The 21,201-nt window shown below is 59.0% G+C and carries 20 protein-coding genes, 1 tRNA gene and 1 pseudogene; 12 read left to right on the forward strand and 10 right to left on the reverse strand.

Annotated elements, in window-relative coordinates:
* Positions 1-136 precede the first annotated feature (136 nt).
* A complete protein-coding gene (locus tag PI739_RS20015) occupies positions 137-1,315 on the reverse strand; it encodes a methyl-accepting chemotaxis protein (RefSeq protein ID WP_408637180.1) in 1,179 nt (392 codons plus the stop codon).
* A pseudogene (locus PI739_RS24965) lies at positions 1,289-1,810 on the reverse strand (MCP four helix bundle domain-containing protein); the annotation flags it as partial. The gene PI739_RS20015 and the pseudogene PI739_RS24965, both read right to left, overlap by 27 nt.
* Before the next feature lie 163 nt (positions 1,811-1,973).
* Between PI739_RS24965 and PI739_RS20020 the strand changes: the two are divergent.
* Positions 1,974-2,402, forward strand: coding sequence for a VirK family protein (locus tag PI739_RS20020; RefSeq protein WP_003364296.1), 429 nt, complete (start codon positions 1,974-1,976; stop codon positions 2,400-2,402).
* 94 nt (positions 2,403-2,496) lie between these two features.
* Here the strand turns inward: PI739_RS20020 and PI739_RS20025 are convergent, their stop codons facing one another.
* Both PI739_RS20025 and PI739_RS20030 read right to left on the reverse strand, forming a co-directional pair.
* Positions 2,497-2,967, reverse strand: a complete 471-nt coding sequence (locus PI739_RS20025; RefSeq protein ID WP_032609756.1) for a DUF3237 family protein — start codon at positions 2,965-2,967, stop codon at positions 2,497-2,499.
* A gap of 178 nt (positions 2,968-3,145) precedes the next feature.
* Positions 3,146-4,333: a XylR family transcriptional regulator gene (locus PI739_RS20030; protein ID WP_003364299.1), complete on the reverse strand. Its 1,188-nt coding sequence runs from the start codon at positions 4,331-4,333 to the stop codon at positions 3,146-3,148.
* A 169-nt stretch (positions 4,334-4,502) separates the two neighbouring features.
* Between PI739_RS20030 and xylA the strand changes: the two genes are divergently transcribed.
* The 4 genes from xylA (at position 4,503) to PI739_RS20050 (ending at position 9,753) form a co-directional block, all read left to right on the forward strand.
* Positions 4,503-5,819 carry a xylose isomerase gene (gene xylA, locus PI739_RS20035; protein WP_271352137.1) on the forward strand — a complete coding sequence of 439 codons (1,317 nt, stop codon included), beginning with the start codon at positions 4,503-4,505 and terminating at the stop codon, positions 5,817-5,819.
* A 133-nt stretch (positions 5,820-5,952) separates the two neighbouring features.
* Positions 5,953-6,957, forward strand: a complete 1,005-nt coding sequence (xylF, locus tag PI739_RS20040; RefSeq protein WP_271352138.1) for a D-xylose ABC transporter substrate-binding protein — start codon at positions 5,953-5,955, stop codon at positions 6,955-6,957.
* Between the two features lie 102 nt (positions 6,958-7,059).
* Positions 7,060-8,616: a D-xylose ABC transporter ATP-binding protein gene (gene xylG, locus PI739_RS20045; protein WP_271352139.1), complete on the forward strand. Its 1,557-nt coding sequence runs from the start codon at positions 7,060-7,062 to the stop codon at positions 8,614-8,616.
* Entirely contained in the window at positions 8,617-9,753 is a 1,137-nt protein-coding gene (locus tag PI739_RS20050; RefSeq protein WP_046719331.1) for a sugar ABC transporter permease, read from the forward strand.
* Positions 9,754-9,841: 88 nt separating this feature from the next.
* Here the strand turns inward: PI739_RS20050 and PI739_RS20055 are convergent, their stop codons facing one another.
* Entirely contained in the window at positions 9,842-10,090 is a 249-nt protein-coding gene (locus PI739_RS20055; RefSeq protein ID WP_046719330.1) for a hypothetical protein, read from the reverse strand.
* Positions 10,091-10,232: 142 nt separating this feature from the next.
* On the opposite strand from PI739_RS20055, the gene PI739_RS20060 reads away from it, so the two are divergent.
* Positions 10,233-10,691 carry a thiol-disulfide oxidoreductase DCC family protein gene (locus PI739_RS20060; RefSeq protein ID WP_054080988.1) on the forward strand — a complete coding sequence of 153 codons (459 nt, stop codon included), beginning with the start codon at positions 10,233-10,235 and terminating at the stop codon, positions 10,689-10,691.
* Between the two features lie 92 nt (positions 10,692-10,783).
* Here PI739_RS20060 and PI739_RS20065 read toward each other — a convergent pair.
* The 5 genes from PI739_RS20065 to PI739_RS20085 form a co-directional block, all read right to left on the reverse strand.
* Positions 10,784-10,859, reverse strand: a tRNA-Gly gene (locus tag PI739_RS20065).
* Between the two features lie 66 nt (positions 10,860-10,925).
* Complete coding sequence (pgsA, locus tag PI739_RS20070) at positions 10,926-11,486, reverse strand: CDP-diacylglycerol--glycerol-3-phosphate 3-phosphatidyltransferase (protein WP_003400851.1); 561 nt, start codon at positions 11,484-11,486, stop codon at positions 10,926-10,928.
* Positions 11,487-11,518: 32 nt separating this feature from the next.
* Complete coding sequence (gene uvrC, locus PI739_RS20075) at positions 11,519-13,342, reverse strand: excinuclease ABC subunit UvrC (RefSeq protein WP_003393963.1); 1,824 nt, start codon at positions 13,340-13,342, stop codon at positions 11,519-11,521.
* A 2-nt stretch (positions 13,343-13,344) separates the two neighbouring features.
* On the reverse strand, positions 13,345-13,989 hold the full coding sequence (gene gacA, locus PI739_RS20080) for a response regulator transcription factor GacA (RefSeq protein WP_002553344.1): 645 nt from the start codon (positions 13,987-13,989) through the stop codon (positions 13,345-13,347).
* A 169-nt stretch (positions 13,990-14,158) separates the two neighbouring features.
* Entirely contained in the window at positions 14,159-14,473 is a 315-nt protein-coding gene (locus tag PI739_RS20085) for a helix-turn-helix domain-containing protein (RefSeq protein ID WP_003364326.1), read from the reverse strand.
* A 129-nt stretch (positions 14,474-14,602) separates the two neighbouring features.
* Here PI739_RS20085 and PI739_RS20090 point away from each other — a divergent pair, with 129 nt between their 5' ends.
* The 6 genes from PI739_RS20090 to PI739_RS20115 all read left to right on the forward strand — a co-directional run bounded on the left by PI739_RS20090 (position 14,603) and on the right by PI739_RS20115 (position 21,201).
* A complete protein-coding gene (locus tag PI739_RS20090; protein ID WP_003435509.1) occupies positions 14,603-14,836 on the forward strand; it encodes a DNA-binding protein in 234 nt (77 codons plus the stop codon).
* Positions 14,837-15,583: 747 nt separating this feature from the next.
* A complete protein-coding gene (locus PI739_RS20095) occupies positions 15,584-16,666 on the forward strand; it encodes a 3-deoxy-7-phosphoheptulonate synthase (protein WP_003435510.1) in 1,083 nt (360 codons plus the stop codon).
* Positions 16,667-16,747: 81 nt separating this feature from the next.
* Complete coding sequence (locus PI739_RS20100; protein WP_002553340.1) at positions 16,748-17,029, forward strand: peptidylprolyl isomerase; 282 nt, start codon at positions 16,748-16,750, stop codon at positions 17,027-17,029.
* A gap of 216 nt (positions 17,030-17,245) precedes the next feature.
* Complete coding sequence (locus tag PI739_RS20105) at positions 17,246-19,114, forward strand: extracellular solute-binding protein (RefSeq protein WP_248680777.1); 1,869 nt, start codon at positions 17,246-17,248, stop codon at positions 19,112-19,114.
* Entirely contained in the window at positions 19,115-20,179 is a 1,065-nt protein-coding gene (locus tag PI739_RS20110) for a microcin C ABC transporter permease YejB (protein WP_271352140.1), read from the forward strand.
* A complete protein-coding gene (locus tag PI739_RS20115; protein WP_003435512.1) occupies positions 20,179-21,201 on the forward strand; it encodes an ABC transporter permease in 1,023 nt (340 codons plus the stop codon). The genes PI739_RS20110 and PI739_RS20115 overlap by 1 nt, the downstream gene beginning before the upstream one ends.

Here is a 21,201-nt window from a genome sequence, read left to right on the forward strand (position 1 = left end):
CTTTCACGCCGTTGCGCTGGATGGTGTGGGTGCGCAGTAGCCGGTTTTACCGGCGCAAACGCCGAACACATTGTCGGTTCGCTGTTGCCCGTACAACAGCGAATCGATGCGGGAGCGTGCCTGCTACAGGAGCGTGTTATCTGAGCTTGAACTGCCCCAGCGTGGTCGTCAGATCACTCGCCAGCTCGGCCAGCGACTGGCTGGCGCTGCCGGTCTGGCCGGTGCGCACCGCCGATTGTGCCGACAAGTCACGGATGCGCACCAGGTTGCGGTCCACTTCCCTCGCGACCAGCGCTTGTTCTTCAGAGGCGCTGGCAATTACCGTGTTGCGCTCATCGATGACCATGACCGAACTGGCGATGCTGGCCAGCACAGCATTGGCCGACTCGGCCTGTTGTTTGGTGCGCTGCGCCTGGTCGGTACTGACTTCAAGCGCAACCAAGGTACTTTTGGTGCCCTGCTGGATGTGCCCGACCGTGGTTTCGATCTCGCGAGTCGATTCGCTGGTGCGGTGTGCCAGAGCGCGTACCTCGTCGGCGACCACGGCAAAACCCCGTCCGGCATCACCCGCGCGTGCCGCTTCAATGGCAGCGTTGAGGGCCAACAGGTTGGTTTGCTCGGACACCGCGCGAATGACATCCAGCACCTTGGTGATATCCAGCGTGCGGGTTGCCAGCGCCTGCGCCTCGACCGACGCGGTGCCGACATTGCGGGTCAGCTCAAGGATCGACTGGACGGTTTGATTGAGCTCTTCCTGACCTTCGCGGGCCGACACCGAAGAGGCTTTGGATTCTTCCGAGGTGGCCACCGCATTACGCGCGACTTCATCGACCGCCTGGCTCATCTCGGTGACCGCGGTGGCCGCCATTTCGATTTCGCTGTTCTGCACCACCAGGTCGGCGTTGCTGTTGACCATCAGGGCGCTCATTTCTTCCGTGGCCGACGCCAGCTGGTGAGCGGCATCGCCCACCTGAGTCAGGGTCTGGCTCAGATTGCCGCGCATGCGCTCCATCGATTGCAGCAACAGGGCCGCTTCATCAGTGCCCTCACGGTTGATTGCGCTGGGACGCAGGTCGCCCGCAGCAATGGTTTCCGAGCTGTGCAGCGCCTGACTGATCGGCACTGCCAGACTTTTGGTCAGGCGCCAGGCGAGCAATACGGTCAGCAACACCGTCAGAAACATAACCCCCTGAGTGACGATCAGGGCGTTTTCATACACCGACGTCGCTGCAGCGCTGGATTCGGCTTCGGAGTCATCATTGATTTTTTCCAGCTTGCCAAGGGCGGCTTCGATACTTTCCGCCATGGCCTTCATCTCGCCCCAGACGAGCGCCCTTCCGGCCTCTGCCTGATTCTCGTTGATCAGCGTATAGACCTTCTCGGCACGCTCGATGTAGCCCTGATAAGTGCTCTTCAGACCCTCGAAGATCGCGCGCTCTTCATCATCGGTGATCAGCGGGTCGTAGGCCTCTACGGCCTTTTGGAAACCGGCCTTCCTTTCAAGGAACTCGTTGTGAGCCTGAGCCACCTGCGCAAGATCATGCGTGGCAAGCATTTTGGCCACGGTGGTGCGGGTTTTCTCGACCGCCAGGGCAATATCGTCACCCAGCGCAATCCCTGGAAGCGCGTCGTTTTCGATTTCAAGCGATTGCTCACGAATACCGTGCAATTGCTGAATGCTGAAAATACCAAGCCCGAACACCAGCACCACCATCACAGCAAAGCAGGCGGAGGTCCGCGCGGCTATTTTCAGCTGTCTCAGCATCTTCAATCCCCTTCCCGTGACCGGTAAATAAATGAGTATCGTCATTCCTATCGGCAGAACAGGAAAAAGGATGAAGATGCTCCGAACAGAGAGGTGCCACTGTTATCAAGGCCCACCCGAATCGAAGCTTATGGTAGGTTTCGCGACGCTCGATAATCGCGAGATGGACGGGTCTTTTCACCCTTCAGACTGACTTCCTGGAGCTGCCATGAAACCTTGCTACGCCGCCGCACTGTTTGCTCTTTCACTGCCAGGCCTCGCTCACGCAGGCGATGCGCTACCCACCTACTCCGCCATCACCCAGGCGCTGAACACTGGAGAATCGGTCGCCGTGGTGATCGACCTGGGACAATGCAAATCCTCGATCGCAGGCGCCGAGCCGTCCAAAACCAAAGGCGGCAAACGCATCGATGCCTACCGCATCACACCCGACGGCACCCTGGCGTTTTCGGACACTCACTTCAGCCTCGATCGCGATAACAAGCCCATCGAGCAATTCATTCGCTATCAGATACGCTCGAACGGCACAGCCACATTCAGCATGACGACACTGAATGTTCCTGGTTATCAGCAGGTGGGCACTCCGGTGAGTTATGAGTGTGCGGTCGGCAAGGGACTAAGCTTTTTTGCCGGATGAGCTGGCTCAACGCATGACTGTATAAGAAGAGGTCGGCGTGAGGGAGAGACCAGCCCCACGCCGTCAGAATTAAAGCTCGCTGCGCGTCTTCACGTCAGCTGTTTTTTTCAATGTCTGCTTGCCGGTCGTTGACCTGAAAAATGCTGACACGCAGGCTGTCATCCCCCGGCTTGATGCTCACCCTGCCGACGTACAGATTCCGCTGCAAGTGATCATGCGCACCGGCAGGCACGCTGAACTGCTTGCTGCACGTAAAACTCGATTCGGTCAAAGGCGCCCGGTCCGTTTCATGCCCTGCCAGGAGCCCCTCGCCTACTACCTCTATGTTCACTCCGTGATCAGTGAACAAGGTGTAGTACAGGCTGACACGCGCCAGGTCGTCGCCCTGGGGCACCAGATAAAGGCTGCCTCCAGGAAGTACCTGCCCCTGCAATCGCTCGCCACGAAACTCTCCACCCTGTATTTCACAGCTGCTGCGCTGCATCTTCGAAGGGTCGCAAAGCAATTGCGGCTTATCGATACGCAGGTGAATGGTCAATATTTCATGCAACTGCATAGTCTCTATCCCCTACGTCCCATCGTGCATGTGAAGACTGGTGATTCGTTCATAATTGTACCAAGGTGTATGTTTTAGCCCGGACGCCTGGAAACTGTCAACTTAAGCGAACCGACTGGTACTGTTATGAGGGGTGTAGGAAGGAATGCATTCAAAGCTTGTCGCTCACCGCCCAGGCCTCCAGCGTTCATGACGCCGCAGCACCTCCACCCTGCTGGTACTCTCGCGGCGTGCAGCCGAACTCGCGACGAAACACAGTGTGCAGGTATTGCGCAGACCGAAAACCGCAATCGCGGGCGATCTCCGCAATGGCCAGCCCGGTGTTTTCCAGTCCGTTTGCAGCGGCAGCCAGTTTGAAACGCAGAATCTCGTCATGCACGCTGCAGCCCCTTACCCGGCGAAAGTGTGACTCCAGTGACGAACGCGAAACGCCCACATAGGCGGCTACCTGTGCAGTCTTGATGCCTTGGCACGCGTACTGCCGGATAAACAGCAGCGCTTGCATGACATAGGGGTCACCCAAAGGCTGATGCAGACTCGACGCCTGCACGTTGACAGTATCCGGCGGTATCAGAATGTGTGTGCCCGAGGACGGCATGCCGTGCAACATCTGGTGCAGCAGACGTGCAGCGGTGCGACCCATGGTGTCGGTGCCTTGAACGACCGAGCTCAGAGGCACGCGAGTGAGGGTTCTGGTCAAAGGATCATTGTCGATGCCGATCAGTGCCACCTGTTCGGGAACGGCGATTCCGGCGGTCAGGCAGGCCTGCAATAGCTGACGAGCGCGCGCATCGGTCACGGCGATGATGCCGATCGGCTTGGGCAGGCTTTGCAGCCAGGCGATCTGCTGTTCTACGGCGCTGTCCCAGAGCGGCGCGCTGGTGCCCAGACCACGATAGACCTCGGCGTGCAGGCCGTCGCGTTGCAGCAAGCGGCGAAAGGCCTGCTCGCGCTCCTGGGCCCAACGATTGGCTTGCGCTTCAGGCAGGCTGAAGCAGGCAAAGCGTGTCAGCCCGGCCTCAATCAAGTGCTCATAGGCCGCCTTGATCAAGGCGTGATTGTCAGTCGCCACATAAGGAATGCCCTTCGGGTAGGCGCGTTCGTCCTGATAGGACCCACCGACTGCCACCACCGGCAATTTGATTCCGGCCAGTGCCTCGCCGATCAGCGGGTCATCAAAATCGGCAATGATCCCGTCGCCCTGCCAGCGCTCGATGCCTTTCAGGCGACAGAGGAAATCCTCCTCCAGAAACAGGTCCCAGGACACCCGGGTGCTGCTGAGGTAGTTGCCGATGCCGCTGATGATACCGCGGTCATAAATCTTGCTGCCGTTGAATAACAGCGCAATACGGTGAACGGGAGGTACGGTTTTCATTGTTTTTATGCCGATTCGATAAGCACGACGCCGTTGGCCACAGACTAGGCCGCTGACCGGCGAATCTCAACACTCAAAATCGCACTGTGCGTTGGCGATTTTCATAATCAGCGCACGCTGGGCCGTTGCTAGTATCCAGACACCGCCAAGAACAATAAGGAAAACGCTCATGCCGTACTTCCCCGACGTCGACAGGGTTCGCTATGAAGGCCCTGACAGCGACTCGCCCCTCGCCTTTCGCCACTATGACGCCGACAGGCTGGTCCTCGGCAAACCCATGCGCGAGCATTTGCGCATGGCGGCCTGTTATTGGCACACCTTCGTATGGCCGGGTGCCGACATGTTCGGTGTCGGCACCTTCAAGCGCCCATGGCAAGGTTCCGGTGACCCGATGGAACTGGCCATCGGCAAGGCCGAAGCGGCATTCGAGTTTTTCTCCAAGCTCGGCATCGATTACTACAGCTTCCACGACACCGATGTGGCACCGGAAGGCGCCTCATTGAAGGAGTATCGCCACAACTTCGCGCACATGGTCGATCACTTGGAGCGCCATCAGGAACAGAGCGGCATAAAACTGCTGTGGGGCACGGCCAACTGCTTCAGCAACCCGCGTTTCGCCGCAGGCGCTGCCAGCAACCCGGACCCTGAAGTGTTTGCCTACGCCGCGACCCAGGTGTTCAGCGCGATGAATGCCACCCAGCGTCTCAAAGGGTCCAACTACGTATTGTGGGGCGGTCGTGAAGGCTACGAAACCCTGCTCAATACCGACCTCAAGCGTGAACGCGAACAACTCGGTCGTTTCATGCGCATGGTCGTTGAACACAAGCACAAGATCGGTTTCAAGGGTGACTTGCTGATCGAGCCCAAGCCACAGGAGCCGACCAAGCATCAGTACGATTACGACAGCGCCACATTGTTCGGCTTTCTACAGCAGTACGGCCTGGAAAACGAGATCAAGGTCAATATCGAGGCCAACCACGCCACGCTGGCCGGGCACAGCTTCCACCACGAAATCGCCACGGCGGTCTCGCTGGGGATCTTCGGCAGCATCGACGCCAACCGTGGCGACCCACAGAACGGCTGGGACACGGACCAGTTCCCCAACAGCGTCGAAGAGATGACCCTCGCCACCTACGAGATCCTCAAGGCTGGCGGCTTCACCAATGGCGGTTTCAATTTCGACTCCAAGGTGCGTCGCCAGAGCCTCGACGATATCGATCTGTTCCACGGCCACGTCGCCGCGATGGATGTCCTTGCCCTGGCGCTGGAGCGTGCCGCCGCCATGGTGCAGAACGATAAACTCCAGCACTTCAAGGATCAGCGCTACGCCGGCTGGCAGCAGCCTTTCGGACAATCGGTACTGGCGGGCGAGTTCAGCCTTGCATCGCTCGCCGAACACGCCTTCGCCAACGAGTTGAACCCGCAGGCCGTCAGTGGCCGCCAGGAACTGCTCGAAGGTGTGGTCAATCGCTTTATCTACACCTGACCGGCGTAGCTGGACGTCGCCGTGACATTCAGGCGACAAATCTTCATACGCGACGTCCGGCAACGCTCTACAGTTCTATCGGTATCACCCTCAGTCAAGAAGTGTCTCAAACAACAATAAAAGGACGCACCCTATGAACACCCTCAAACGTACGCTGCTCGTCGGCGCGCTGGCCTTGCTGTCCCTGCCGGTCATGGCCGACTCTGCGCACCCGAAAATAGGTTTTTCCATTGATGACCTGCGCCTGGAACGCTGGTCACGCGACCGTGATTACTTCGTTGCTGCGGCGGAAAAGCTGGACGCCAAGGTCTTCGTGCAATCGGCGGATGCCAATGAACAGAAACAGATCTCGCAGATAGAAAACCTCATCTCTCGCGGCGTCGATGTGATCGTCATCGTGCCGTTCAACGCCACCGTGCTCACCAACGCCGTTGCCGAAGCCAAAAAGGCCGGGATCAAGGTGGTGTCGTATGACCGGCTGATCCTCAATGCCGATATCGATGCGTACATCTCCTTCGATAACGAAAAGGTCGGCGAGATGCAGGCCAACGGCGTGCTGAAAGCAGCGCCCAAGGGCAATTACTTCCTGCTCGGCGGCGCGCCCACCGATAACAACGCCAAGATCCTGCGTGAAGGCCAGATGAAAGCGCTGCAACCGGCTATCGACAGAGGTGACATCAAGATCGTCGGCCAGCAGTGGGTAAAGGAGTGGAACCCTACCGAAGCCCTGAGCATTGTTGAAAATGCCCTGACCCGCAATAACAACAAGATTGACGGCATCGTCGCCTCCAACGACGCCACTGCCGGCGGCGCGATTCAGGCCCTCGCCGCACAGAAACTGGCCGGCAAAGTCCCTATCTCGGGCCAGGATGCGGACCTCGCGGCGGTCAAGCGGGTCATCGATGGCACGCAGACCATGACCGTCTACAAGCCGCTGAAACTGATTGCCACGGAAGCCGCCAAGCTCTCCGTGCAACTGGTGCGCAACGATGAGAAACCGAAGTTTGACTCGCAGTCGGACAATGGCATGAAGAAGGTCGACACCATGCTGCTGACCCCGACCTTGCTGACCAAGGACAACATCGACCTGCTGGAGAAAGACGGGTTCTACACCAAGGCGCAGATTGACGGGCAATGAGCCTCGATCGTTGATACGTCGCTGAAAGCCAGAGCACGACCCTGCAGTTAGGCAGGGTCGCCGCTCAGGCCAAGCCATCACACCTTCGTAGAGCCCTGCGCCATGTTTGACTACCTGTTGCAAATGAACGGCATCGTCAAATCCTTCGGCGGTGTAAAAGCGCTCAACGGCATTGATATAACAGTGAAGCCCGGCGAATGCGTCGGCCTGTGCGGCGAGAACGGCGCGGGCAAGTCGACATTGATGAAAGTCCTGTCGGCGGTCTATCCCCACGGCACCTGGGAGGGCGAGATCCTGTGGGACGGCCAACCGCTCAAGGCACAATCGATCAGCGAAACGGAAGCGGCCGGGATCGTCATCATCCATCAGGAGCTGACGCTGGTCCCGGACCTGTCGGTGGCCGAAAACATCTTCATGGGTCACGAGCTGACGCTTCCCGGCGGGCGCATGAATTATCCGGCCATGATCCACCGCGCCGAGTCGCTGATGCGTGAACTCAAAGTGCCTGACATGAACGTGGCGCTGCCGGTTTCCCAGTATGGCGGCGGCTACCAGCAACTGGTGGAAATCGCCAAGGCGCTGAACAAGAAGGCGCGCCTGCTGATTCTCGACGAGCCTTCCTCGGCCCTGACCCGTTCCGAAATCGAGGTGCTGCTGGACATCATTCGTGACCTGAAGGCCAAAGGGGTCGCGTGCGTGTACATCTCGCACAAACTCGATGAAGTGGCCGCCGTGTGCGACACCATTTCAGTCATCCGCGACGGCAAACACATCGCAACCACCGCAATGGCGGACATGGACATTCCGAAGATCATCACCCAGATGGTCGGACGCGAAATGAGCAACCTCTATCCCACCGAGCCGCATGATGTCGGCGAGGTGATTTTCGAAGCGCGGCATATCACCTGCCATGACGTCGATAACCCCAGGCGCAAGCGGGTTGACGACGTGTCGTTTAGCCTCAGGCGCGGGGAGATCCTCGGCATCGCCGGGCTGGTGGGCGCGGGCCGCACCGAACTGGTATCCGCCCTGTTTGGCGCCTATCCGGGTCGATACAGCGGTGAAGTGTGGCTCGATGGCCAGATGATCGACACGCGCACGCCGCTCAAATCGATCCGCGCCGGCCTGTGCATGGTCCCCGAAGACCGCAAGCGCCAGGGCATCATTCCGGACCTGGGTGTCGGTCAGAACATCACCCTCGCGGTCCTCGACAGCTACTCGAACATGACCCGCATCGACGCTGAAGCCGAGCTGGGCAGTATCGACCGGGAAATCTCGCGCATGCACCTCAAGACGGCCAGCCCGTTTTTACCGATCACCAGCCTGTCAGGCGGCAATCAGCAGAAAGCCGTGCTGGCGAAGATGCTGCTGACCCGCCCGCGCGTTCTGATTCTCGACGAGCCCACCCGCGGCGTCGATGTCGGTGCCAAGTACGAGATTTACAAGCTGATGGGTGCGCTGGCAGCCGAGGGTGTATCGATCATCATGGTGTCTTCGGAACTGGCCGAAGTGCTGGGCGTGTCCGACCGTGTACTGGTGATTGGCGAAGGCCAGTTACGCGGCGACTTCATCAACCATGAACTGACTCAGGAGCAGGTGCTCGCCGCTGCACTCAGCCACTCCGATGCCCCTCACAATAATGCCCGGAAGACTGCGTAGATGAACCAGGTCAAACAGTTCTTTACCCGCTACAAAATGCTCGCGCTGGTGATTGCCATTGCCGTTATCTGGCTGTTCTTCAGTTGGCAGACCGAGGGCGGCTTCCTCACCCCGCGCAACTTGTCCAACCTGCTGCGACAGATGTCCATTACCGGGATTCTGGCCTGCGGCATGGTGCTGGTGATCATCAGCGGCGAGATTGACCTCTCGGTGGGCTCATTGCTTGGCCTGCTCGGTGGCCTGGCGGCGATTCTGGATGTGGTTTACCACGTTCCGCTGCTGGCGAACCTGAGTGTGGTGGCCTTGTGCGGCCTGATGATCGGCCTCGCCAATGGCTACATGACTGCCTACCTGCGGATTCCCTCTTTCATCGTCGGGCTGGGTGGCATGCTGGCGTTTCGTGGCGTCCTGCTGGGGATCACCGGCGGCACGACCATCGCCCCGGTGTCGCCGTCGCTGGTCTATATCGGCCAGGGCTATCTGCCGCATGCGGTAGGCACAGGGCTCGGTATTCTGTTGCTGGCATTGACGCTGTTCCTGACCTGGAAACAGCGGCGCAACAGAGCGCTGCACGGGCTGGCGGCACATTCGCTGATTCGTGATGTGTTGCGTGTGTTGCTGATCGGCGCCGTGCTGGGCGGCTTTGTCTATGTGCTCAACAGCTACGACGGAATCCCCGTTCCGGTGTTGCTGTTGCTGGTCCTGCTCGGCGTGTTCAGCTACGTCACCAGCCAGACGGTCTTCGGACGCCGGGTCTACGCCGTCGGCAGCAACATGGAAGCCACGCGCCTGTCCGGCATCAACGTACAGGCCGTGAAGCTGTGGATCTTCGGCATCATGGGCGTGATGTGCGCGTTCGCCGGGCTGGTCAACACCGCACGCCTGGCCGCCGGCTCACCCTCGGCCGGCAACATGGGCGAACTCGACGCCATCGCCGCATGCTTCATCGGCGGCACGTCCATGCGTGGCGGTTCAGGCACTGTTTACGGTGCGCTGCTCGGCGCATTGGTGATCACCAGTCTCGACAACGGCATGTCGATGCTCGACGTCGACAGTTACTGGCAGATGATCGTCAAGGGCGGCATTCTGGTGCTGGCGGTGTGGGTAGACGTAAGTACCCGCGCCGGGCGGCGCTGATGGGAAGCCCGGCTGTGAGGCCGGGCTGCCTGAGAAGTATCATTAGCCTTGGCTTCACTGCTGTTGAATCTCTTTGAAGCACCCCTCTTCAATCCCGCCCCAGCCACAGCGTGGCGTCCTTCCACGCGCCTACCGTCACCAGTTCCTCCAGAGTCTCCAACAGGATTTTCTCCCAACTCAACGCCCGGCGGCTGCTTCTACGATCCTTGAGCGTGGTCAACGAAACCGTGGAGCGAATGCCCGGTCGTTCGATGGCATGGCCAATGGCCCTCGCAAAGGTGTACGAGGTCCCTTGGCCATCTGGCTGCACCGGCCCGAGCTGGCCGAGTGTGCCCAAGCGCTGGGCCGCAACTGCCGCTATGACACGTGTCTGGATCCGCGACTGTCGGAGCCTTGGAGACCAGGACGACAGTCACCGCCCATTGTCAGCACGGCCTTTTGAGCATAAGGTGTAAAAAACCTATACAAGACTACTAGCGATGTACAAGAAAGTTGACTGGCCGCTGACGCTTTACTTTGATGGTGACTGCCCGCTCTGTGCCCGAGAAGTCAGAACATTGCGCGCCCATGCAAAGCCTGAGCGGCTCTTGTTCGTGGATATCCGTGATGACGCCTTTGACGCCACTTCTCAGGGATTCACACTTGAAGACATGGAGTCGTTACTGCACGCCAGATTCAGCGATGGCACGTGGATCAAGGGTCTGGACGCGACACTCTGGAGTTGGCGAGCGGCCGGCCTGGGTGCGTGGGTCGCGCCGCTGTCATGGCGATTCATGAGGCCGCTGTTCAACCTGGGCTATCGGCTTTTCTGCCGCTCGCGCCCTTACCTTGCCTGGATGCCCCACCCTGACGGCAGCCGCCGTTGCAGTAGCAACAGCTGTGCGATCCCGGACGCAAAACCTGCTTCGGACAAGCGGACTTCCAGTACGGAAAGGTAAACAAGGACTGCCTACCGCAAAAACGAAAAAAGACGCCTAAGCGTCTTTTTTTGCTGACTCAGTGAACTTCGAGGATTCAGTGAATCAATATTTGGAGCGGGAAACGAGACTCGAACTCGCGACCCCGACCTTGGCAAGGTCGTGCTCTACCAACTGAGCTATTCCCGCATTGTCTTGATGACGGGCGCTATTCTAGCGATTCAGATAGCGGCGTCAAGCCTTTGATTCAAAAACTTATTTTTTTTCTGCAGTCGTCCTGAGGTGCGGCCACGCGGCTCTCAGGTATTGCACCATGGACCAGAGTGTCAGCCCCGCAGCAATGAGCAGCAGCGCATAGCCGAGAATCACCCACAGGGTGATGGCCGGCGGGTTGCCGAGCAGAATGACCAGCGCGAGCATCTGCGCCGCTGTCTTCCACTTGCCCATGTTGGAAACGGCAACCTGCGCACGCGCGCCGATTTCCGCCATCCATTCGCGGAGCGCAGAGATTACGATTTCACGGCCGATGATCACCGCTGCGGGCAGCGTCAGCCAAAGATTGGCATGCGCCTGAACCAGCAGCACCAATGCCACGGCCACCATCAGTTTGTCTGCTACTGGATCGAGAAAGGCGCCAAAGGGCGTGCTCTGTTCAAGACGGCGGGCCAGATACCCGTCGAGCCAGTCGGTCGCCGCAGCGAACGCAAAGACTGCACTGGCCGCCATGTAGCTCCAGTGGTAAGGCATGTAGAACAACAAAATGAAGATCGGAATCAGTAAAACGCGTAGTACGGTGATCAGATTAGGGATATTCATCGGCACAACTGGCTACGAGGTGAACGAGCATTCTACTCGCTGTGCAGGTTTGCATAAATCGACTCTGCCAGCTTTTTGCTGATTCCGGGTGCTTTTGCTATTTCATCGATGCTGGCACGGGACAATTCCTGCAATCCACCGAAATGTTTGAGCAGATCACGACGCCGGGTCGGCCCGACACCCGCGACGCCCTCGAGGGTCGATGTACGCCGGGTCTTGCCCCGGCGCGCACGGTGGCCGGTGATCGCGAAACGGTGCGCCTCGTCGCGAATCTGCTGAATAAGGTGCAGGGCCGGAGAGTCGCCGGGCAACGTGAATTCATGCGCTGAGTCGTTCAGGTACAGCGTCTCGAAACCTGCCTTGCGCGTGGTGCCCTTGGCCACACCGAGCAGGATGAGGTCAGGAACCTGTAATTCATTGAGCACGTCACGCGCCATGGACATCTGACCCTTGCCACCGTCCACCAGCAGCACGTCCGGCAACTTGCCCTCCCCGGCCTTGATGCGGCTATAACGTCGGGTCAACGCCTGGTGCATCGCAGCATAGTCGTCGCCTGCCGTCACGCCTTCGATATTGAAACGCCGGTAATCGGACTTGATCGGGCCTTCGGGGCCAAACACCACGCAGGATGCTACGGTCGCCTCACCACTGGAGTGGCTGATGTCGTAGCATTCCAGACGCATCGGTGGGTCTTCGAGACCCAGCACCTTGGCCAGCGCTTCGAACCGCGACGCAACATGCTGACGGTTGGCCAGCCGCGCGGTCAGTGCCTGCTCGGCATTGGTGACCGCCATTTGCTGCCAGCGCGCCCGGGTGCCGCGCACGCGATGACTGATAACCATCTCGACGCCGCGCAGTTCTTCGACGGCGTCGACGAACGCAGGAAAATCGTCGTTGATGACATTGACGATGACTTCGCCGGGCAGTTCACGGTCGATGCCGCCGAGGAAATACTGAGCCAGGAATGCCGACATCACTTCGCCGACCTCCTCTTCTATGCCGACCTGCGGGAAGAAGTTCTTGCTGCCCAGCACCCGCCCGCCCCGCACGCTGATCAGGTGCACGCAGGCGCCGCCAGGGTTGACGAACGCGGCGACCACATCGACATCGCCGGTACCGCCGTCCATGCTTTGCTGATCCTGGACGCGGCGCAGCAAGGCGACCTGATCGCGCAACTCGGCTGCGCGTTCGAAATCGAGCGCCATCGCGGCTTTTTCCATGGAGGCGTTCAGTTCGTCACTCAGGGCATTGCTGCGCCCTTCGAGAAACATCACCGAGTGACGTACGTCCTCGGCATACACCTCAGGCTCGACCAGCCCGACACACGGCCCTTTGCAACGTTTGATCTGATATTGCAGGCAAGGACGCGTGCGGTTCTTGAAGTAGCTGTCCTCGCACTGCCGCACCTGAAAGGTCTTCTGCAGCAGGCTAAGGCTCTCGCGAATCGCGCCGGCACTCGGGTAAGGCCCGAAATAACGGCCCTTGGCTTTCTTGGTACCACGATGAATGCTCAGTCGCGGAAAGGCATTATCGGACAGAAACACATAGGGATAGGACTTATCGTCACGCAAGAGAATGTTGTACGGGGGCCGCCACTCCTTGATGAGGGTCTGCTCCAGCAACAGCGCTTCAGTTTCGTTGCCCGTGATGGTGGTCTCGATCTGGGCGATGCGCGACACCAGCGCTCCGGTCTTGGGCGCGTGTCCGGTCTTGCGAAAATAGCTGGCAAGACGCTTCTTGAGGTTCTTGGCCTTGCCGACGTAAAGCAGTGTGGCTTCGGCGTCGAACATACGGTAGACGCCGGGACGACCGCTACAGGTCGCGAGAAATGCACTTGGATCGAAAGTCTGGGTCATGTTCAGGCGCTGGCATCAACCATGCCGTGACGTACAGCGAGCAAAGCCAGTTCAACATCACTGCTGATCGAGAGCTTTTCAAAGATACGGTATCGGTAGGTATTAACGGTTTTCGGTGAAAGGCACAGCTTGTCCGAGATGGTCTGGACTTTCTGGCAGCCGACGATCATCAGGGCAATCTGGATCTCGCGCTCGGACAGCAGATCGAACGGCGAATTGTTGACCTGCGGTTGAAACGACTTCAATGCCAGTTGCTGGGCAATCTGCGGGCTGATGTAACGCTGACCGGCAAACACCAGGCGAATGGCCTGGACCATTTCGGCAAGCCCGGCGCCCTTGGTCATGTAACCGGCAGCGCCAGCCTGCAGCAAACGGGTCGGGAAAGGATCTTCTTCACAGACGGTAACAGCGACGACCTTGATATCAGGGTGGCTGCGCAGCATCTTGCGCGTCGCTTCCAGCCCACCGATGCCCGGCATCTTGACGTCCATCAATACGACGTCAGGCTTGAGCTCGCGCGCTTTCTTCAGGGATTCCTCGCCGGAATCGGCCTGCCCGACAACTTGCAGACCATCAATGTCGGCGAGCATGCGTGTGATGCCTGTCCGGACAAGATCATGGTCATCGACAACTAGCACCTTAATCAAGCAGACACCTCGCGCAACGGTCATAACGAATGCCAATCACCATAACAAAAACAACGAGTCAGACCTAGCACTGCGAACACCGTCTCACATCAATATGATGGCAAGCACCTCAGGCAGTGCTGCAAAAATCTCGATACGACAGCAGAGCGGCGCCCGCCCCGGGCTTTTATCACTTGACCGACGGAAGCTTCGCAGCCCCCGATAATGGCCCCGAGAGCTCGGCGATAGTGGTTGTCAGGCGCCGGATAGCATCCTGATCTTCCTTGCCCAGCACTCGGTAATTGCCCAGGATTTTTTCCTCGATAAGGCTGAGATTGTCGATCGGCACCGGCGTTCGCGTCCCCGTCAACACGTAAAGCACGTCAACACCTTTGGCTGCAACCGCCGCCAGGTAATCGGCCTTCGGTGCACGATCACCATTTTCATACTTTCCCTGGGCATTAGCCTCGACGCCTCCTATTTCACCGAAGGTACGCTGAGACATGCTCAGACGTTCTCTTTCCTTTCTCAGTCGGTAACCGATTCCACTCATTTGAACCTATTATCCTGTTGAAGCCATCCGAACGAGTGTTAGAATCTCGCGGAATTGAATAGATTTGAACGATTTTGAACTATGCCCGGAATTCGCACCGCCGCACAAGCCAAGGCCTGGCTGGATCAACAGGGCAAATCTGTTCAGGAGTTCGCTCGTGAAAACAGCATTGATCCGGCGACCACTTACCAGGTACTGGCAGGACGCAAGAAAGGAAGGCGCGGTGAAGCGCATAAGGTAGCTGTACTGCTGGGCATGAAGATCGGGACGATCCCGAACACGGAAGCCCGGCATGAAGAAGCACGTGAAGAATAGCCGTTATTGGCTGGTGACAACGCATCCCGGACAAAACGCCAAAGCCGTTGCCTGCATTCAGGTATACAGGGTTGCGGGCAAAATAGCCCGCGCCGAATACGGCATGCCATCAACCGTTGAGCGGTTCGCTGTGGCTACCGGGGTTCCACCTGCCTGCATTCGCGAAAAACGATAATCCCGTTGATTGAATTTTCCAATTGAAGGCGCCTGGTTTCCTGAAGTAAGCTTGCGCTCAATTAACGGAGACCCACCATGCTGCAATCCACTTCACCGCTACTCGACGCTGTTACCGGCATTACTTGCCGTGCACGCGCTGTGGCTGTCCAGACTGCCTCGGTGAGCGCATCCGTTGACTCTTATTATGGGTATTGGTTTAGCCACTGGCGCGCCTGATACCCATCCGGCGCCCACGTTAAGGGGACGCCAACCAGAGAATTCTCTAACCCCCGGTCGGCTTCCCGACCGGGGGTTTTGTTTTTTCAGGGCCACGTATTTCAACGGTCTGTTCAAGAACAGCCGTAAACCATCAATCTGCATTGCATCGAGGACACAACATGAACTACGCCACTTATTACCGCAACGACATCGATTTTGCCTGGCGATTTAGCCACCTCCGTTCGGGACAGCCTGCCGCCTCCGTTCGGTCTCTGCCAGGTGGCAATCACATACCCCCGGTTCTAGAAGCCCTTTGTCGAACACCCCAGTAGGTCTGCGCGGGAGCGTCCCGCCAGCCCAGGAAGCCAGAACATGAATTCGTCCGTTGCCGTAACCCCGTCCGACCTGTCCAGCCACGCCGTAAAACTGGCAGACAACAGCCCCGCCTCGAAACGCCTGCCAGGGACCCTGGAATTGAAGATGCGCCTGCCCCTCGACGCAGCGCTCACCGAACAGGTTGCAGCCCACCGCCGCGCCGTACGCGCCATCCTTGAAGGTCAAGACTCGCGGCTGCTGGTCATCGTCGGCCCCTGCTCGATCCACGACCCTCGATCCGCCCTTGAATACGCTGAGCGACTGGCCGACCTTGCCGCGCAAGTCAGTGACCAGATGCTGCTGGTAATGCGCGCCTACGTCGAAAAACCGCGCACGACGGTGGGCTGGAAAGGCCTGGCTTACGATCCGCGCCTCGATGGCAGTGACGACATGGCCGAGGGCCTGACGCTGTCGCGGCATTTGATGCGGGATATGCTGGGCCTGGGCCTGCCGATCGCCACCGAGATACTGCAGCCCATGGCGGCAGGCTACTTCGACGATCTGCTCAGTTGGGTCGCGATTGGCGCTCGCACCACCGAATCGCAGATCCATCGCGAAATGGCCAGCGGCCTGCCCATGGCGGTCGGTTTCAAGAACGGTACTGACGGCGGCGTAACGGTGGCCAGCGACGCGATGCGTTCGGCGGCGCATCCGCATCGTCACTTTGGCATGGACCGTCATGGCCACCCGGCCATTATCGAGACGCAAGGCAATCCGGACACGCACATTGTGCTGCGCGGCGGTCACGGCGGCCCCAATTACGATCGCCAGAGTGTGGCCAAGTTGCAGGCGAGCCTGAGCAGGAATAATGTCGCGTCGCGGATCATGGTCGATTGCAGCCATGCCAACAGTGGCAAGGACCCGCTGCGTCAGCCAGCCGTATTCGAAGACGTGCTTGAACAGCGCTTGTCGGGCAATACCTCGCTGATCGGCATGATGATCGAGAGCCACCTGTTCGACGGCTGCCAGGCATTGGGCGGGACGCTGCAGTACGGCGTTTCGGTCACCGATGGCTGCCTTGGCTGGGAAGGCACCGAACAGCTGTTGCGTCGCGCGGTTGACCGTCTGCGTTACAGATAAACAGAGCGAAGGAACTTTGTCGGGAAATACCGCACTGAATCCGGTAGGCTGTTTCTTTTTTTTCACAGGAGATTATTCCCCATGGCTAAAGCCACTGCCCGCCACATCCTTGTTTCGAGCGAAGAAAAATGCAACGAACTCAAGGCTCAGATCGAAGGCGGCGCTGATTTCGCTGAAATCGCCAAGGCCAACTCCAGCTGCCCATCGAGCCGCCAGGGCGGTGACCTGGGTTCGTTCGGTCCAGGCCAGATGGTCAAGGAATTCGACACTGTCGTATTCAGTGCTCCGGTGAACACCGTTCAGGGTCCGGTAAAGACTCAGTTCGGCTACCACCTGCTGGAAGTGACCAGCCGTCAGGACTGATCCTGTCGCGCCGCATGCCAGACGGCTCATCTTCGGATGGGCCGTTTTTGTATGTGGTCGTTTTCAACAGCGCAGTGGCTTGGCGAAGCGGCCATTTGTCTGTAGAAGATAGCGCGATGCAGGGCCATTAGCTCTGTCATGATTGTTGTCACCGCTGTACAGCCAGTCGCCTTTAACCCTGACATTCGCTTGCGAACGTCAGTCAGGATTCGAGTCATGCGTTTTGTTTTTTCATCGTTGCTCGCCTTGACGCTGACCTTCGTTGGCGCAACCCAATCGCTGTCCGCAGCCCCGCAACACGCCCTGACCGTTTACGGCGAAGCGCCACGCTATCCAGCCGATTTCAAGCACTTCGATTACGTGAACCCGGACGCGCCCAAAGGCGGCAGCATGCGACGCTCGGCCATCGAAATCGGCCAGTTCGACCACCTGATGCCCTTCACCGACAAGGGGATGGGCGTTTCGCAGATCAATGGCATGCTTTACTCCCCACTGGCTACGCGCTCGATGGACGAGCCCTACACCGTCTACGGGCTTGTCGCCGAGAAAATGGAGCGTGGCGCGGATGGCCTCTCCCTGCGCTTTTACCTGAACCCGAAGGCGCGTTTCGCGGACGGCACGCCGATTACCGCCAGTGACGTGAAGTACACCTACGAGTTGCTGATGACGCAGGGTAACCTGCAATACCGGACCCAGTTTGAAGCGGTCCAGGGACTGGAGGTCGAATCGCCTTCGCAAATCCGCTTCGACTTCAAGAACAGCGATAACCGCACCCTGCCCCTTGATCTGGCTTCGCTGCCGGTATTCCCCGAGCACTGGTGGAAATCCCGTGACTTCGCCAGCGGTGCCGGCTTTGAAATTCCGCCTGGCAGCGGACCCTATCGGATCAGCCATGTGGACCCGGGCCGCACTGTCACCTTCGAGCGCGATCCGGACTGGTGGGGCAAGGACCTGCCGGTCAGCAAAGGCCTGTATAACTTCGACAGGTTCAGCATCGAGTACTTCGGCGACATTGATGTTGCACGTACGGTACTCAAAGGCGGCGCCTATGATTACAACCGCGAGTTTTCGGCGACTGGCTATTCAATTCGCTATGACGGCCCCGCCCTCAGCGACGGGCGCCTGCAGAAAGCCCAACTGGCCAGGGGCGCGGTGCAAAGCTCGCAGGGTTTCGTCTTCAACCTGAGCCGCCCCATGTTCCAGGACCGTCGCGTGCGCCAAGCGCTGTCGCTGCTCTGGGACTTCGAATGGACCAACCGGCAGATGATGCGCAACATGTACATTCGCCAGAACAGCTTCTTCTCCAACTCGGAGCTGGCCGCCAGCGAACTGCCCACGCCTGCCGAACTGAAAATCCTCGAGCCACTGCGCGGCGAAGTCCCCAAGCAGGTGTTCGACAGCGTGTTCGAGACGCCCAAAACCGATGGCACAGGCTTCATTCGCGACAAGCAACTGCAAGCGCTGGCCCTCATGAAAGAAGCTGGCTGGACGCCCAAGGGCGATGAGCTGGTGAATGCCCGGGGCGAACCGTTCAGCTTTACCTTTCTCAATGCACAAACAGGTTTCGAGCGAATGCTGCTGCCCTACAAACGCACCCTGGCGCAGATCGGTATCCACTTCGACATTCGCCGCATCGATGCCGCGCAATACCTCAACCGCGTCATGGCCCGCGATTACGACATGATTGTCACCGGCTACCCGGTCTCGACATCGCCCGGTGCCGAGCTGTACAGCAGTTTTGGCTCCAAGGTGGCGATGGACCCGGGTTCGAGCAATTACATGGTGCTGCAAGACCCTGCTGTCGACACGCTGATTGCCGGCCTGCTCAAGGCCGACAACAAGCAGACCATGACCGACTACGCCCATTGCCTGGACCGCGTACTGCAGTGGAACTACTACTGGATTCCCAACTACTATCCGCCCGGCTCTTCAACCGTCTGGTGGAACCGTTTCGGCATCCCCAAAATTCAGGCCAGCAACAATGAGGCCATCGAAACATGGTGGGAAATCAGCCCGACACCGCTGACCAATGAGCAATTCGCTGAAAAACGCGGCGCCTCGGCCATCGTTTCGGAGATGCAGTGAATGCTCGGTTATATCCTGCGGCGCCTGCTGCTGATCATCCCTACCCTGCTGTGCATTTTGCTGGTCAACTTTTTTATCGTGCAGGCCGCACCGGGCGGGCCTGCGGAGCAAGCCATTGCTCGCCTGCAAGGGATCGGCGGTGCAACCGTGGGCGCGGGTGCCAGCGAGTCTGCCGGGGCGGGTCATTCCAAAGCGTCCCGCGGGCTGGACCCGGCGCTGATCAAGCAGATCGAACGTCAATACGGTTTCGACAAACCGCTGCACGAACGTCTCTGGCTGATGCTGAAGAACTATGCACGACTGGATTTCGGCAGCAGCTTCTTTCGCGGCGCAACGGTGACCGACCTCATTCTGCAGAAAATGCCGGTGTCGATATCACTGGGGCTCTGGGCGACATTGCTGACGTACCTGGTATCAATCCCGCTGGGGATTCGCAAAGCGGTGAAACACGGCAGCCAGTTCGATATCTGGAGCAGCACCGCCATCATCATCGGTTACGCCATGCCAGCCTTCCTGTTCGCCATGCTGCTGGTGGTGGTGTTCTGTGGCGGCACGTCGCTGAACTGGTTTCCGGTGCGCGGACTGGTTTCGGACAACTTCGAGCAACTGACCACGATCGGCAAGATCGCTGACTATTTCTGGCACCTGGCGCTGCCGGTCTCGGCGCTGGTCATTGGCGGCTTTGCCACGCTGACCCTGCTGACCAAGCATTCCTTTCTCAACGAAATCACCCGTCAGTACGTGACCACGGCCCGCGCCAAGGGCATGAGCGAGCGACGGGTGCTGTATGGTCATGTGTTTCGCAATGCCATGTTGCTGGTGGTGTCGGGCATTCCGCAGGCGTTCATCAGCGTGTTCTTTGCCGGTTCGCTGCTGATCGAGGTGATCTTCTCGCTGGATGGCCTGGGCCGCATGAGCTATGAAGCCGCTGTGTCGCGGGACTACCCGGTGGTGTTCGGTTCGTTGTTCATCTTCACCGTGTTCGGCCTGCTGATAAAGCTGATCGGCGATATCTGCTACACGCTGGTCGACCCCAGAATCGACTTCAGCGCGAGGAATGCATGATGCGCAGCCTTTCGCCGCTGGCCCGTCGTCGCCTGGAACGTTTTCGCAGCAATCGCCGCGGCTGGTGGTCGCTGTGGCTGTTCTGCGGTCTGTTTGCCCTGACACTGGGTGGCGAACTGATCGCCAATGACAAGCCTCTGCTGGTCAGCTATCAGCACTCGCTCTATTTCCCGGTATTCAAGCGTTATACCGAGCAGCAATTCGGCGGCGAGCTGCCCTTCCAGCCCGATTACCGCAGCGACTACGTACGCACACTGATCAGCAAAGGGGACGGCTGGATGCTGTTCCCGCCCATCCCGTTCAGTGACGACACGCCCAACTATGACCTGAAAACCCCGGCACCCAGCCCGCCGTCTGCAGAAAACTGGCTCGGCACCGATGACCAGGCGCGCGACGTCATGGCGCGGGTGATTTTCGGCGCCCGGGTGTCGATCCTGTTTGCGCTAGTGCTGACCTTCATCAGCGCGCTGATCGGGATCAGCGCCGGGGCGTTGCAGGGCTACTACGGCGGCTGGGTCGACTTGTTCGGCCAGCGTCTGCTGGAGGTCTGGTCAGGCCTGCCGGTGCTGTACCTGCTGATCATCCTGTCAGGTTTCGTCGAGCCCGATTTCTGGTGGCTGCTGGGCATCATGGCGCTGTTTTCCTGGCTGACCCTGGTCGATGTGGTGCGCGCCGAGTTTCTGCGCGGGCGCAACCTCGAGTACGTCAAGGCCGCTCGGGCGCTCGGTCTGGGGGATCGAAAAGTGATCATGCGCCACATCCTGCCCAACGCGATGAATGCGACGTTGAGCTACCTGCCGTTCATTCTTACCGGTGCCATCTCGACCCTCACTGCGCTGGATTTTCTGGGCTTCGGCATGCCTGCCGGCAGCGCGTCACTGGGTGAACTGATCGCCCAGGGCAAGCAGAACCTGCAAGCGCCCTGGCTGGGGCTGACAGCGTTCTTCTCCCTCGCGTTGATCCTGACGCTGCTGGTATTCATAGGCGAGGCGCTGCGTGATGCCTTCGACCCGAGGTCCTGA

The organism is Pseudomonas cerasi, from assembly GCF_027983475.1.
Classification (GTDB): Bacteria; Pseudomonadota; Gammaproteobacteria; order Pseudomonadales; family Pseudomonadaceae; genus Aquipseudomonas; species Aquipseudomonas cerasi.

What these genes read in the sequence shown, in the direction of transcription:
- PI739_RS20015 (WP_408637180.1), bottom strand. Translation starts at nt 1,315, where the DNA reads ATGAAGGCCATGGCGGAAAGTATCGAAGCCGCCCTTGGCAAGCTGGAA.
- PI739_RS20020 (WP_003364296.1), top strand. Translation starts at nt 1,974, where the DNA reads ATGAAACCTTGCTACGCCGCCGCACTGTTTGCTCTTTCACTGCCAGGC.
- PI739_RS20030 (WP_003364299.1), bottom strand. Translation starts at nt 4,333, where the DNA reads ATGAAAACCGTACCTCCCGTTCACCGTATTGCGCTGTTATTCAACGGC.
- xylA (WP_271352137.1), top strand. Translation starts at nt 4,503, where the DNA reads ATGCCGTACTTCCCCGACGTCGACAGGGTTCGCTATGAAGGCCCTGAC.
- xylF (WP_271352138.1), top strand. Translation starts at nt 5,953, where the DNA reads ATGAACACCCTCAAACGTACGCTGCTCGTCGGCGCGCTGGCCTTGCTG.
- xylG (WP_271352139.1), top strand. Translation starts at nt 7,060, where the DNA reads ATGTTTGACTACCTGTTGCAAATGAACGGCATCGTCAAATCCTTCGGC.
- PI739_RS20050 (WP_046719331.1), top strand. Translation starts at nt 8,617, where the DNA reads ATGAACCAGGTCAAACAGTTCTTTACCCGCTACAAAATGCTCGCGCTG.
- PI739_RS20060 (WP_054080988.1), top strand. Translation starts at nt 10,233, where the DNA reads ATGTACAAGAAAGTTGACTGGCCGCTGACGCTTTACTTTGATGGTGAC.
- pgsA (WP_003400851.1), bottom strand. Translation starts at nt 11,486, where the DNA reads ATGAATATCCCTAATCTGATCACCGTACTACGCGTTTTACTGATTCCG.
- uvrC (WP_003393963.1), bottom strand. Translation starts at nt 13,342, where the DNA reads ATGACCCAGACTTTCGATCCAAGTGCATTTCTCGCGACCTGTAGCGGT.
- PI739_RS20085 (WP_003364326.1), bottom strand. Translation starts at nt 14,473, where the DNA reads ATGTCTCAGCGTACCTTCGGTGAAATAGGAGGCGTCGAGGCTAATGCC.
- PI739_RS20090 (WP_003435509.1), top strand. Translation starts at nt 14,603, where the DNA reads ATGCCCGGAATTCGCACCGCCGCACAAGCCAAGGCCTGGCTGGATCAA.
- PI739_RS20095 (WP_003435510.1), top strand. Translation starts at nt 15,584, where the DNA reads ATGAATTCGTCCGTTGCCGTAACCCCGTCCGACCTGTCCAGCCACGCC.
- PI739_RS20100 (WP_002553340.1), top strand. Translation starts at nt 16,748, where the DNA reads ATGGCTAAAGCCACTGCCCGCCACATCCTTGTTTCGAGCGAAGAAAAA.
- PI739_RS20105 (WP_248680777.1), top strand. Translation starts at nt 17,246, where the DNA reads ATGCGTTTTGTTTTTTCATCGTTGCTCGCCTTGACGCTGACCTTCGTT.
- PI739_RS20110 (WP_271352140.1), top strand. Translation starts at nt 19,115, where the DNA reads ATGCTCGGTTATATCCTGCGGCGCCTGCTGCTGATCATCCCTACCCTG.
- PI739_RS20115 (WP_003435512.1), top strand. Translation starts at nt 20,179, where the DNA reads ATGCGCAGCCTTTCGCCGCTGGCCCGTCGTCGCCTGGAACGTTTTCGC.